9 protein-coding genes are annotated in these 13,584 nt (G+C 48.7%); all 9 read left to right on the top strand.

The window, feature by feature from the left end; genetic code table 11:
• Nucleotides 1–97 precede the first annotated feature (97 nt).
• The 9 genes from carA (at nucleotide 98) to MHI52_RS21215 (ending at nucleotide 13,493) form a co-directional block, all read left to right on the top strand.
• A complete protein-coding gene (gene carA, locus MHI52_RS21255; protein WP_047843735.1) occupies nucleotides 98–1,240 on the top strand; it encodes a glutamine-hydrolyzing carbamoyl-phosphate synthase small subunit in 1,143 nt (380 codons plus the stop codon).
• A 1-nt stretch (nucleotide 1,241) separates the two neighbouring features.
• Entirely contained in the window at nucleotides 1,242–4,460 is a 3,219-nt protein-coding gene (gene carB, locus MHI52_RS21250) for a carbamoyl-phosphate synthase large subunit (RefSeq protein ID WP_036614808.1), read from the top strand.
• A gap of 103 nt (nucleotides 4,461–4,563) precedes the next feature.
• Entirely contained in the window at nucleotides 4,564–5,304 is a 741-nt protein-coding gene (pyrF, locus tag MHI52_RS21245) for an orotidine-5'-phosphate decarboxylase (protein ID WP_076250785.1), read from the top strand.
• A complete protein-coding gene (gene pyrE, locus MHI52_RS21240; protein ID WP_036614805.1) occupies nucleotides 5,301–5,942 on the top strand; it encodes an orotate phosphoribosyltransferase in 642 nt (213 codons plus the stop codon). Before pyrF ends, pyrE begins: the two co-directional genes overlap by 4 nt.
• Nucleotides 5,943–6,232: 290 nt before the next feature.
• Nucleotides 6,233–7,162, top strand: a complete 930-nt coding sequence (locus MHI52_RS21235; RefSeq protein WP_253501909.1) for an ABC transporter ATP-binding protein — start codon at nucleotides 6,233–6,235, stop codon at nucleotides 7,160–7,162.
• Nucleotides 7,125–8,234, top strand: coding sequence for an efflux RND transporter periplasmic adaptor subunit (locus MHI52_RS21230; RefSeq protein WP_036614803.1), 1,110 nt, complete (start codon nucleotides 7,125–7,127; stop codon nucleotides 8,232–8,234). The genes MHI52_RS21235 and MHI52_RS21230 overlap by 38 nt, the downstream gene beginning before the upstream one ends.
• Nucleotides 8,234–11,155: an ABC transporter permease gene (locus MHI52_RS21225; protein WP_405157590.1), complete on the top strand. Its 2,922-nt coding sequence runs from the start codon at nucleotides 8,234–8,236 to the stop codon at nucleotides 11,153–11,155. The genes MHI52_RS21230 and MHI52_RS21225 overlap by 1 nt, the downstream gene beginning before the upstream one ends.
• A gap of 2 nt (nucleotides 11,156–11,157) precedes the next feature.
• On the top strand, nucleotides 11,158–12,021 hold the full coding sequence (locus MHI52_RS21220; RefSeq protein ID WP_405157589.1) for an ABC transporter ATP-binding protein: 864 nt from the start codon (nucleotides 11,158–11,160) through the stop codon (nucleotides 12,019–12,021).
• Between the two features lie 20 nt (nucleotides 12,022–12,041).
• Complete coding sequence (locus MHI52_RS21215) at nucleotides 12,042–13,493, top strand: ABC transporter substrate-binding protein (protein WP_036614797.1); 1,452 nt, start codon at nucleotides 12,042–12,044, stop codon at nucleotides 13,491–13,493.
• Nucleotides 13,494–13,584: the final 91 nt, after the last annotated feature.

Here is a 13,584-nt window from a genome sequence, read left to right as displayed (position 1 = left end):
CAAAGGGTTTTCTGCCCACGGAGCCGCACAATCGTAACGTCCCCCATGTTCAACCCCAATGCATTCAACGTTGATAAACACAGAGGAGTGAAATGGGATGCAGGCACAGGCAAGATTATTGTTGGAAGACGGCACACTGTTCACCGGGAAAGCATTTGGTGCTGAAGGTGAAACTACAGGTGAGGTCGTTTTTAATACGGGAATTACAGGCTATCAAGAGGTGCTTTCGGATCCTTCCTATTGCGGTCAAATCGTAACCATGACGTATCCGCTGATCGGAAACTACGGTATTACGCGTGATGACTTTGAGTCGATTCGTCCATACGTACACGGTTTCGTTGTGCGTCGTCATGAGCCAACGCCGAGTAACTGGCGTGCGGAATACAGCGTAGACAATCTGCTCAAGGAATACGGCATCGTAGGAATCAGCGAAATTGATACACGCATGTTGACTCGCCGGATTCGTCACCACGGCACAATGAAGGGTATTCTCACAACAGGATCGAAGCCTGTGGAAGAACTGCTGGAGATGATGGGAGACACCACCATTGCCGAGCTGCGTAACCAGGTGCCAATGACTTCTACAGAGCATGTCTACAACAGCCCGGGAACGGCTGAGCGTATTGTGCTCGTGGATTACGGTGCGAAAACAGGAATCTTGCGCGAACTCAGCAAACGTAACTGTGACGTTGTTGTTGTTCCACACGATGTAACAGCAGACGAGATTCGTCGCCTGAACCCGGACGGCATTCAACTGTCCAACGGCCCTGGGGACCCGAAAGACGTACCTCACGCAGTTAACATGATCAGTGAATTGCTTGGCGAATACCCGATCTTCGGTATCTGCCTGGGTCACCAGTTGTTCGCACTTGCAGCAGGAGCAGACACGGAAAAACTTAAGTTTGGACATCGCGGAGGAAACCACCCGGTGAAAGAACTGGAGAGCGGACGTTGCTTCATCACATCCCAGAACCATGGATTTACCGTAAACGAAGAGTCTGTGAAGAGTACAGACCTGGAAGTTACACATATCAACAATAACGATAAGACCATTGAAGGTCTGAAACATAAATCATTCCCGGCATTCTCGGTTCAATATCACCCTGAAGCAGCCCCGGGTCCTTACGACAACAGCTATCTGTTCGACCGCTTCATCGAGATGATTCGCGAGCACAAGATCACTAACCCGCAAAAGCCGCGTCAAGCCGTATTGGCAGCCGCAGTGAAAGGAGCACAATAACATGCCGATTAACAAAGATCTCAAAAAAATCCTGGTGATTGGTTCCGGTCCAATCGTCATCGGTCAAGCGGCCGAGTTCGACTATGCCGGTACACAAGCTTGCCAGGCTCTGAAAGAAGAAGGCGTGGAAGTTGTACTTATCAACAGCAACCCGGCGACCATTATGACGGATACAAACATGGCTGACAAAGTCTACATTGAGCCAATTACACTGGATTTTGTAACCCAAATCATTCGTCAAGAGCGTCCAGATGGCTTGTTGCCAACACTGGGTGGTCAAACAGGTCTGAACATGGCTGTAGAGCTGGCTCGTGCTGGCGTGCTGGAACGTGAAAATGTGAAATTGCTCGGAACACAGCTGACATCCATCGAGAAAGCGGAAGATCGTGATCTGTTCCGTGACCTGATGCGTGAATTGGAACAACCTGTACCAGAGAGTGTCATCGTAACGACACTTGAAGAATCACTTGAATTTGCGAATGAGATTGGTTATCCAATCATCGTGCGTCCAGCCTATACACTGGGCGGAACTGGCGGCGGAATCTGTGCGAACGAAGAAGAACTGCGTGAGACGGTGGCAGCGGGAATTCGTTACAGCCCGATTGGGCAATGTCTGGTCGAGAAGAGCATTGCAGGTATGAAAGAAGTCGAGTATGAGGTTATGCGAGACAAAAACGATAACTGTATCGTTGTCTGCAACATGGAAAACTTTGACCCGGTAGGTATTCATACAGGTGACAGTATCGTCGTAGCACCAAGCCAAACATTGTCGGACCGTGAATATCAAATGCTGCGTTCAGCTTCCCTGAAAATTATCCGTGCCCTGAACATCGAGGGTGGATGTAACGTACAGTTTGCACTGGACCCACACAGCTTCCAATACTATGTTATCGAAGTAAATCCACGGGTAAGCCGTTCATCGGCTCTGGCTTCCAAAGCAACGGGTTATCCGATTGCAAAAATGGCTGCCAAAATTGCCATGGGTTACACGTTGGATGAAATCGTGAACCCGGTAACAGGCCAAACGTATGCTTGCTTTGAGCCTACACTGGATTACATCGTGAGCAAAATCCCACGCTGGCCGTTCGACAAGTTCATCTCGGCGAACCGTAAACTGGGAACTCAGATGAAAGCAACAGGCGAAGTAATGGCTATTGGCCGGACATTCGAAGAGTCGATTCACAAAGCAGTTCGTTCCCTGGAAATTGGCGTACATCGCCTCTACCTGAAGGATGCCGAAACGCTGGACGAAGCTACCCTGAACGAGCGTCTGATCAAAGCAGATGATGAGCGTATCTTCCTGATTGCCGAAGCATTCCGCAGGGGTTATACGTTGCAACAGCTACAGGATCTGACCAAGATTGACTGGTGGTTCCTGGACAAAATCGAAGGTTTGATCGCATTCGAAGATCGCATTCGCGAAGAATCCGAATTGTCTTCCGACATTCTTTATCAAGCGAAACGCCTTGGATTCACAGACCGTGCCATTGCTGAACTGCGTGCGCAAGGTCAACCTGGAGGCACATTAACAACTGAAGCGGAAGTTAGAACTCGTCGGGAAGCAGAGAACCTGCGCCCAGTGTACAAAATGGTAGATACATGTGCGGCTGAGTTTGAAGCAACAACGCCATATTACTACTCAACTTACGAGACAGAAAATGAAGTTATCCCTTCAGACAAGAAAAAAGTTGTGGTGCTGGGTTCAGGACCAATCCGGATCGGTCAAGGGATCGAGTTCGACTACTCTACTGTACACGCAGTATGGGCATTGCAAAAAGCAGGATATGAAGCAGTCATTATCAACAATAACCCGGAGACGGTGTCTACTGACTTTAATACATCGGATCGCCTGTACTTTGAACCGCTCTTCTTCGAAGATGTCATGAACGTGATTGAACAGGAGAAACCAGTAGGAGTTATCGTACAGTTCGGTGGTCAAACGGCCATCAACCTGGCAGCACCATTGCGTAATGCAGGTGTAACCATTCTCGGAACGGATCTGGAAAGCATCGATGAGGCGGAGGATCGCAAGAAGTTCGAGCGTCTGCTCTCCCGTCTGGAGATTGCACAGCCAAAAGGTAAAACGGTCATTTCCGTTGATGATGCAGTAGAAACAGCTCAAAGTCTGGGCTACCCGGTACTGGTTCGTCCTTCCTATGTACTCGGCGGTCGTGCGATGGAGATTGTATACTCCGATGCTGAATTGCTGACATACATGGAACAGGCGGTTAAAATCAATCCGGAGCATCCGGTCCTGATCGACCGTTACATGATGGGTAAAGAAGTTGAGGTTGACGCCATCTGTGATGGTGAAACGGTATTGATTCCGGGAATCATGGAACATATCGAGCGTGCAGGGGTTCACTCTGGTGACTCCATCGCGGTATATCCTCCTCAACATCTGTCCCAGGATTTGAAAGAGAAAATTGTAGAGATTACAATCAAAATTGCGAAAGAACTGAAAACGGTAGGTTTGGTCAACATCCAGTTTGTTATCCATGATGGCCAAGTGTACATTATCGAGGTGAACCCGCGTTCATCCCGTACCGTACCATTCCTGAGCAAAGTAACCAACATTCCGATGGCGAACTTGGCAACCCAAGCCATTCTGGGTGTGAAACTGAAAGATCTTGGTTATGTCGATGGACTGTGGCCTGAATCGGATCATGTATCTGTCAAAGTTCCGGTCTTCTCCTTCGCGAAGCTGCGTCGTGTAGAACCAACCCTTGGACCTGAGATGAAGTCTACAGGTGAGGTTATGGGCCGTGACCCGAATTACGCTAAAGCGTTGTTCAAAGGCCTCATCGGTGCAGGAATGAAAATTCCGGCAACCGGAGCGATCGTAGTAACTGTAGCAGACAAAGACAAAGACGAAGCAGTTCCTTTGCTCGAAGGTTTCTACAGACTGGGTTACAAAATCATGGCTACCGGCGGAACAGCAGCTGCGCTTGAAGCAGCGAACATTCCGGTAACGACTGTGAACAAATTAAGTGAAGGTTCGCCGAACATTCTGGATATGATCCGTAGCGGCGAAGCAAACTTTGTCTTCAACACACTCACCAAAGGCAAAACACCGCAGCGTGATGGATTCCGTATCCGTCGTGAAGCGGTAGAAAACGGCATTGTATGTATGACTTCATTGGATACGATTCGTGCGCTGCTGATCATGCTGCAAACGATCAACTTCTCTTCGGAAGCAATGCCTGTCTTTGTAAAATAAATAACTCTCTGATGAAGGACATCAGTCAGCCTGCGGGCTGGCGGGATGTCCTTTATATCGGGCAAAAACGGAAAAAATGAGCAAGTGGAGGGGAGCGCTGGTGATGAATCAAGCGAGTTTCAATGAAATGGCTGGCCGTCTGATGGTGGCACTGGATTATCCTGGAGCGGAAGAAGCTCAAGAATTGGTACAAGCTCTTGAGGGCATTCCCTGTTATCTCAAGGTGGGTATGCAGCTGTTCTACGCAGCGGGACCTGACTTTATTCGGGAGCTGAAATCCAAAGGTTACTCCGTTTTTCTGGATGTGAAAATGCATGACATTCCCAACACCGTTCGTGGCGGAGCTGAGAGTATCACACGTCTTGGCGTAGACATGTTCAATGTACATGCAGCGGGTGGAGCCCTTATGATGCGTGCTGCACGTGAAGGTGCTGAGGCAGCAATCGCTGCCGATCCTTCCCTTAGCAAGCCCGAGATCATTGCAGTCACCCAACTCACCAGTACAAGTCTGGAAACGATGAATAACGAGATTGGCATCCCGGGAAGTGTGGAAGCTGCTGTGGTCCGTTATGCAGGACTAGCCCAAGAGGCCGGACTGGATGGAGTTGTTGCTTCTCCACTGGAAGTGCCCGCAATTCGGGCAACGTGTGGCAGTGCTTTTCACACCGTTACTCCAGGAATTCGTCCAGCGGGTAGTGGTCTGGGAGATCAGACACGCGTCTTGACCCCAGGTGAAGCCATCGCCAGAGGCAGTCATTACATTGTTGTAGGCAGACCCATTACAGGCGCTCCCAATCCGCGAGAAGCGGTAGAAACCATTTTGAAGGAGATGTTGAACGCATGATCGAACTGAATGAGATTCCGAATCATATTGCTTCCCAACTTTTGAAAATTAAAGCCGTGGCGTTACGTCCGCAGCAGCCATTTACATGGACATCCGGCATCAAATCACCAATATACTGTGATAACCGCTTAACGATGTCCTATCCGGAGATTCGCAACGATATCGCTGAAGCATTTGCAACAATCATTCGGAACCAGTACCCGGATGCAGAAGTCATCGCAGGTACAGCAACCGCAGGTATTCCGCATGCTGCCTGGGTGGCTCAGAAGCTGGATCTGCCGATGGCCTACATTCGTGATAAAGCGAAAGGACACGGCAAGGAGAACCTGATCGAAGGTCTGATTACCGAAGGACAGAAAGTGGTTGTCATCGAAGATCTGATCTCTACAGGTGGAAGCTCGATCAAAGCAGCCGAAGCCGTACGTGTAGCAGGCGCAACACCTCTCGCCGTACTTGCCATTTTCAGCTACCAGCTGGATAAAGGTGTTAAAGCATTTGAAGATGCTGGAATTCCACTTCAGACGTTGTCCAATTACACGGCGCTGATGGATGTGGCTTTGGCTCAGGGAACGATTCAGGAGAGTGACTTTGAGTTGCTTAAATCCTGGCGTGAAGATCCTTCTTCATTTGGTAAATAATATCATTGATACCTCAAAAAAATGTTCAGGAATGAACGGTATCAAAATTGTAATGATTGCCGTCATAGCGGCAAAACCATCGAATATGCAAGAGGCATCCCGCACTTTGGGGTGCTTTTTTTGTTTGTTCATCAAAATATTAACTTTTTCTCTCTACCGTTGTAAAAAGCTTGTAACTTTTAGTTGTGATCGGTCGTTTATAATTCAGTGTAGGATGGAACAGATTTCTAATTTTAGGTTTTTTGAAGAAATGAACGGGATTTCAAGAAAGGATGAGCGTGATTGCTGGCATGAAGAATTTATTTCTCAGAAAAAGACCTGCCAAGAGCCAGTCAGGCGATGAACATCAACAGGGGGAAACGCCGTTGGAGGCATCGACGGAGTCGGGGGAAAATACATACAACAATGAACACGATTACCCGACAAGTAAACCTCCGTTACCTGAAAGTGAAATCGCTTCAGATGAAGTGGCTGCAGCTGCTGTCACTACCGTTGATGAACCCCAGAAGAAGATCAAACCAAAGAAGGATATGCTGCCTCCATATGATGGGCCTGTACTGGAGGTGCGTAACGTGCATCGCAGTTTCCAGACAGGCAGTCGCATTATCCATGTGCTCAAAGGCATTGATATGGAAGTGAATCCGCAACAACTGGTCATGCTGAAGGGGCGATCGGGCTCAGGCAAAACAACACTGCTGAATATGCTCGGTGGACTGGATCAGCCTTCAAGTGGAGACATTCTGTTCTCTGGTCAGCCTCTTCAGGATTGGGGAGACCGGCGGCGGACCGCTTTGCGGCGCAAAGAGATCGGTTTTATTTTCCAGGCATATGCACTCATGCCCTTATTATCTGCTTGGGAAAATGTAGAACTGTCGCTGCGCATGGCGGACGTTCCGCGAGCGGAGTGGAAGGACAGGGTTGGTCACTGTCTGGATCTGGTTGGACTATCCAAACGGGTGAAGCACCGACCTTTCGAGATGTCCGGGGGAGAGCAGCAGCGGGTGGCTATAGCCAAGGCGATTGCCCATAGACCCAGATTGTTGCTTGCGGATGAACCTACAGCTGAACTGGATTCCAAGATGGGCGCTCAGGTCATGGCCGTATTCCGCAATATTATTGAAGTAGAACAAGTAACAATATGTATGACTACACACGATCCTACAATTTTGGAGGTTGCGGACCATGTTTATGAAATGGCGGACGGCAGATTTATCAAGTAAAGGGGCCGCTCCGAAGAGGGGGAAACGCGCAGCGATTATTGTACTCGGTGCGATAATGGTTGCAACGATGTCCGGCTGCTCATTACTGCCGTCAGAAACAGAGGAAGAAGTGCTTCCGCCTATTACACCACCAACGATCTCCAAGAAACCGGAATATGAAGTCCGGACGGAAACGTTGGAGAAAAAAGTAAGTGGCAGCGGCAAGATGATGAGTCAGCGGGAAGAGAAGGTGTACTTCACGCTTGATGGCATGCATGTCAAAGAGTTAAATGTTAAACCAGGGGATAAAGTGAAAAAGGGTCAACTTCTTGCTGTGCTCGATGTGGAGAGTGTAGAAAAGGAGATCCGTGGCAAGAAACTGGCTATTCGCAAATCCGAAGTTCAAATGAAGGAAACACTCCGCAAGAAGGATGAGATGGACCCGGTAGAGTTCGAAGAATCAACGATTGCGTTTGAAGAACTACGCCAGGAACTCGCTGATCTGGAGGAACAACTGGGCAAAGCCACGTTGACAGCTCCGTTTGGCGGCACCGTTATTGCAGTGCAGGTAGAGAAGGGTGCAACCGTGAAAGCGTATGATCCGATTGCTACGATTGCGGATACATCCAATCTGGTTGTGGCAGCTACCTTTGCCAAGGAAGATCTGGAGAAGTTCTCCGCTGGTATGAAGGCAGAAGTAGATATTAATGGAGCTGGTAAAGTCGCTGGCAAAATTAAAGTTATGCCTATTGCGGAAGCATCGGGAAGCGGCAGTGGCGAAGGGACGGGTGAAGGCGGTACGCCTCCAACCAAGGAAACGCTGGATAAGTATGTTATCGTTACACTTGCAAAAATGCCAAAAGGCGTCGAACGTGGCACACCACTATCGGTCTCGATTGTAACGCAGCGTACCGAGAACGCAATTGTGATTCCTGTATCCGCTTTACGCTCCATCGGTTCAAGAACGTATGTACAAGTGGTGGAGAGTGATGGCAGCAAGCGTGAAGTGGACGTTGAAGTTGGACAGCAGACATCGACAGATGTCGAGATTCTGAAAGGTCTGACCGTAGGTCAGAAAGTAGTGGGACGCTAATGGGGCTGCCATTGCTTCGGTTGCTGTTCCGCAAAATGTGGAACACGCGCTGGATGACCTTCAGCACACTGATCGGATTGATTGTGGCGGTAGCGTTCACCGTCAGTATTCCAATGTATGCCGATGGTGCGTTGAAACGGGTCGTCGCGCAAACGCTGCAGGATAACAGTGAAGGGTTGCCAGCCGGTTCGTTGCTGATGAGTTATCAGGCACCTGGTGGCGTGAAGACAGACACACGGGGTCTGGATGAAGTAGATCGTTATATTCGTGAGGATGTCCCTCGCGACATAGGGTTTCCTTTTCATACTTATGTGAATTCGAGATCCATTCGCAGCACAGAAGTGAGCCCGGAAGATCCAACCAAAGTGGATGCCAGCAGGGCGCGCAGTATGAGTCTGGGCACGATGAGTGGACTGGATGCACAGGTGAATTACTCTGCCGGGGTGAAACCTGGAAACCAGGTCAAAGATGACACGATCGAGGCAGTCATGTTGGAAGAGGGTATGTACCGTAACGACCTGCATATCGGCGATATTCTGGAATATCCAGTGTATAGCGGTCTTGATATCACGTTACGTGTAAAGATTACGGGGTCCTTCAAGGCAGATGATCCGAACAGTCCTTACTGGGTACAAGGATTTGACGGCATGATGAATGGACTATATGTGGATGAATCGGTTTTTAATGATGTTTTACTGAAGGAAAAAGGGATTCCACTTCAAAATTCACGTTGGTATTATGCCTTTGATCTGAAAGAAATTCAAACCAGCCAGTTATCAGGTCTGACTTCCATGCTGGAAAGGCTGGATATCGATCTGTACCAGCGGCTGAAAGATACAAAAGTGGACATCACCTTTGGTGATCTGCTTAAGCAGTTCCGCAGTCAGAGTCTGCAACTGCAGACCATGTTGTTTACCTTGGCAGCACCGATGATTGCGATGGTCTTTTATTTTATTGCGATGAACGCCAGACAGTCATTACAGAAGCAAGAGAGTGATATTGCGGTATTGCGCAGTCGTGGAGCTTCAGCTCGGCAGATCTTCTCTCTCTACTTGCTTGAAGGCATATTTCTGGGCGCTATTGCGCTGGTTATTGGGCCGTTGCTTGGTTGGTTTATGGCCAAGAGTATCGGTTCTGCAAGTGGCTTTCTCTCGTTCGTAGATCGGAAGTCTATTCCGATCGGTGTATCAAAAGAAGCTATTCTCCTGGGCGTAGCAGCGGTCCTTGTTGCGATCATCGCATCACTTATCCCTGCGATAACCTATGCACGGGCAACCATTGTATCTGCCAAGCGGCGGCAAGCACGGACAGACCGTGCTCCAGTATGGCAACGCTGGTTCCTTGACGTTGTGTTGCTGGGTCTGGCTGGATATGGATACTACCTGTTCTATGAACGTCAGATGTTGACCTTCCAGACCGGAATGACAACCGATCAGTTGCAGGTACAGCCGTTTCTGTTTTTTGTACCCGCACTCGCGATCTTTGCGCTTGGATTATTCTTCCTGCGCTTGTTCCCGTGGATATTAAAGCTTATTCAGCTGATCGGTCGCAAGTTTCTCCCGGTCCCGTTGTATCTGACATTAACACAGTTATCGCGTTCATCTTCTTCATATTATCCGCTGATGATCCTCCTTGTACTGACACTGGGACTTGGGGTGTACAACTCGGCTGCGGCTCGGACGATTGATCTGAATTCCACTGAGCGTACCTTGTACCGTTATGGTTCTGATGTGATTATGCAGACTGTATGGGAAGGAACACCTGAGGTTAAACCCGGTGGTTCCGGACAGAACGGCGGTACGGGTGGAGGTCAACAAGGTGGTGGCAATGGAGGAGGAGGTTCTGCTGGTGGTGGTTCCGGCGGAGGCAACGGCGGTGGAGGTGCTCCAGGTGGTGGTGGCGGTTCTTCGCAGCCATCCAAAGTCATCTACTCTGAACCTCCATTCGAAGTGTTCCGCAGATTAGACGGGGTTGAACATGCAGCACGAGTGCTACAGACCAAGGGCAATATTATCGTCTCTGGTAAATCGGGCGGACAGGGGATGCTGGTCGGAATTGATAATGTAGACTTTGCTCAAGTGGCATGGTTCCGCAACGATCTGTTCCCGGCACATCCCTACAAGTACCTTGACTTGCTTGGTAAATATGAAGGGGCTGTATTGATCTCTTCCAAATTTGCTGACAAGTTCAAACTCAAAACTGGAGACCTCGTCTCCATGGGTGTACAGGGACAGGCGATTGAATTCGTCGTGTTTGGGATCATACCTTACTGGCCAGCGCAGTATCCGGATCAGATGCCATTTTTCGTGGCGAATCTGGATTATATCTATGATCAGGTGCCTTTGATTCCTTATGAGGTGTGGCTGAAAATGGAACCGGATGCCAAAGTGGCTCCACTAATGGAGAAACTTGCAGCAGAAGGCATTGAGTTATCATCTGTACGTGACGTCCGCACAGAATTGGTATCTCAGGCTAAACATCCGTCTCGAGGTGGCGTATTCGGGATACTGAGCCTTGGATTCCTGGTATCGGTTATTATCTCATTGATCGGATACGTGCTTTACTGGTTCTTCAACCTGTCTGGACGTGTTGTACAGTTTGGGGTATTGCGGGCCATGGGCTTATCCCGTGCACAACTGAGCGGCATGCTGTTGCTGGAACAGGTGTTCACAGCGGGGCTGTCGATCCTGCTAGGTATTGGGATTGGTCAGGTATCCAGTCGTTTATTCCTGCCATTCCTGCAAACGACGGATAATGTATCTGCTCAGGTACCTCCGTTCCGGATTGTGTTTGAACAGCAGGATATGTTGCAACTGTATGGGGTCACCGTGGTGATGCTGGTCATTGGTGCAACGATGTTGCTCTGGCAGATTCGCAGATTGCGGGTTCACCAGGCAGTCAAAATGGGAGAGGAGAGGTAAACGTGATCCAATGCGAAGGACTTGTCAAAATTTTTAAATCCAGCGATGTGGAAGTCGTTGCCCTTCAGGGTCTCAACCTGACTGTCAATCAAGGTGAAATGATGGCCATCATCGGTAACAGCGGTAGCGGTAAATCCACGCTGCTGAACATTCTGGGCGGACTTGATCGCCCTACGGCTGGTACGGCTGTTGTGGGAGACTGGGATTTGCTCAAGATGACAGATGCCCAATTGGTCGAATACAAACGTCATACGGTAGGTTTTATCTGGCAAAATAACGGTCGTAACTTGCTGCCTTATCTCACTGCACTGGAAAATGTGGAGACTCCCATGATTCTGGGAGGCAAGCGTGATCGTGCTTACGCGAAACAGTTGCTCGAATGGGTAGGCCTTAAGGATCGGACGCATAACAAATTGCATCAATTGTCAGGAGGAGAGCAACAACGGGTAGCGATTGCGATCTCATTATCCAATCGTCCCAAAATTCTGCTTGCAGATGAACCAACCGGTTCGGTCGATTCCGAGACATGTGATACAATCATGGGCATTTTCCGAAGAATGAACAAGGAACTCGGCGTTACGATTGTCATCGTTACCCATGACTTGACGCTTGCTGGCAAGGTAGACCGGATCGTAGCGATCCGGGACGGCTTGACCAGTACCGAGTTTGTGAAGCGCAACCCGAATCTGGATGATGAACACAGCTTGTCCGAGGCGGGTATGCCGGACATTCACGAAGCATTTGTCATTATTGACCGTGCAGGGCGACTTCAGGTGCCTAAAGAGTATCTGGAGGCCTTATCCATTGATAACCGGGCTACATTGGAATTTGACGGTGAACGCATTGTTATTACACCGCCAAGATAATTAAGAGGGGGAACTGGGATATGAAGAACAGTATGTGGGGAAAACGCGTTTTAGCCGTCATGGCTACAGCAACGCTGGCAATGCCGCTGATTGCCGGTTGTACGGCAAGTGAGGCGAAGGATACGGAGCAGCGCGTATTGCGTGTGGCTACGATGTGGGGCGGACAGGATGACAGTTACTTCCGTCAGCAATTTACCGATGCTTTTGAACTGACACACCCCAATGTAACGATCGAGATTGTGGCTGCCGTTGATCAGAGCAGCATGTATGGGTACGGTAACACAGAAGAACAGCAGGAAGCTCCGGATACGATGGAAAGTCTGAAGAAGATTATGACTGGGGATAATCCGGTTGACGTCATCGTGGCGGATACCTCTACAGTCAAATCATTAATTCAGGAGAATCTGGTCAAACAGCTGGACCCATTGATGCAGGAAGACAAGTTTGATACCAGTGATATTGTGCCTAGTGTGCTGGAGGGAATTAAGGACCTTGGGGACCAGAGCATCTATGCATTGACACCAACGTTTTCCTCCTCCGCTTTGTTCTATAACAAGGGTATGTTTGAAAAAGCAGGCGTGGAACCGCCAACGGACAATATGACTTGGGATGATATTTTCAATCTGGGTACCCGTCTAACGAAAGGTGAAGGTAAAGATCATGTATTTGGTTTCTCCTTCACGACATATCAGGGTGGTCCGCCGTACTACTCCATGCAGCAGTACTACAGCTCGTTGCAGCTGAAGACGTTTGATGACAAAGCAGAGAAGATGACAGTAGATTCTCCTCAATGGGAGAAAGTGTGGAGCACCATCAGCAAACTTGCGATTGACAAAGTTATTCCTAAAGGCGACGAGCCACAGGATCAGAATCCGAGTGGGCGTTATGATCCGGTACAGGGTGACCTATTCCTGAGTGGCAAGTCAGCCATGGTTATTGGTGATTACAGCTATATTAATCAATTAATTGATGCTAATAAAAATGCGGATAAAATGAAAGACTTTACGAAAGTGGATTGGGATGTGGTAACACCTCCAGTTCACCCGGAAGCTCCTGAAATTGGAGGTAGCATCTACCTGAGCAACCTCATGGCGATTAATAGTGCGGCTCAGAACCCGGATGATGCGTGGGAACTGATCAAGTACATGAACAGTGAGGACTGGGCTAAGATTAAAGCACGCAGCAGCTATGAGATGGTATCACGGAAGAGTTTCATTAAGCCCAAAGACGGCCTGGATTATAACATTCAAGCATTCTATTCGCTGAAGCCGATTCCGCCAACAAATACCAATCTGGATAAAATGTATCAAAAATCCCCAGGTTTATGGCAAGTGAATGAAAAAGGTATGGAATATTTCAACCAGGTACTAGAGAACAAAAAGACACCAAAAGAAGCACTTGGTGAGTGGGCAGCTAAAGGAAACGAGATGCTGGAGAAATTGAAAAAGGATCCTAAAGCTACGTTTCAATGAGATTTGATGTAGTAGTCATATCATAAGTTAAGGATAGCCGCTGAAGATTTTAATCTTTGGCGGCTATTTTTATGAAAATGGGGTATTCTAC

Source organism: Paenibacillus sp. FSL H8-0283 (assembly GCF_045040675.1).
GTDB classification, from domain to species: Bacteria; Bacillota; Bacilli; order Paenibacillales; family Paenibacillaceae; genus Paenibacillus; species Paenibacillus amylolyticus.
This window is presented reverse-complemented; position numbering and strand designations above follow the sequence as displayed.

Bases quoted from the DNA above. Each gene is read 5' to 3' on its own strand.
- carA (WP_047843735.1), top strand. From the start codon at position 98: ATGCAGGCACAGGCAAGATTATTGTTGGAAGACGGCACACTGTTCACC.
- carB (WP_036614808.1), top strand. From the start codon at position 1,242: ATGCCGATTAACAAAGATCTCAAAAAAATCCTGGTGATTGGTTCCGGT.
- pyrF (WP_076250785.1), top strand. From the start codon at position 4,564: ATGAATCAAGCGAGTTTCAATGAAATGGCTGGCCGTCTGATGGTGGCA.
- pyrE (WP_036614805.1), top strand. From the start codon at position 5,301: ATGATCGAACTGAATGAGATTCCGAATCATATTGCTTCCCAACTTTTG.
- MHI52_RS21235 (WP_253501909.1), top strand. From the start codon at position 6,233: ATGAAGAATTTATTTCTCAGAAAAAGACCTGCCAAGAGCCAGTCAGGC.
- MHI52_RS21230 (WP_036614803.1), top strand. From the start codon at position 7,125: ATGTTTATGAAATGGCGGACGGCAGATTTATCAAGTAAAGGGGCCGCT.
- MHI52_RS21225 (WP_405157590.1), top strand. From the start codon at position 8,234: ATGGGGCTGCCATTGCTTCGGTTGCTGTTCCGCAAAATGTGGAACACG.
- MHI52_RS21215 (WP_036614797.1), top strand. From the start codon at position 12,042: ATGAAGAACAGTATGTGGGGAAAACGCGTTTTAGCCGTCATGGCTACA.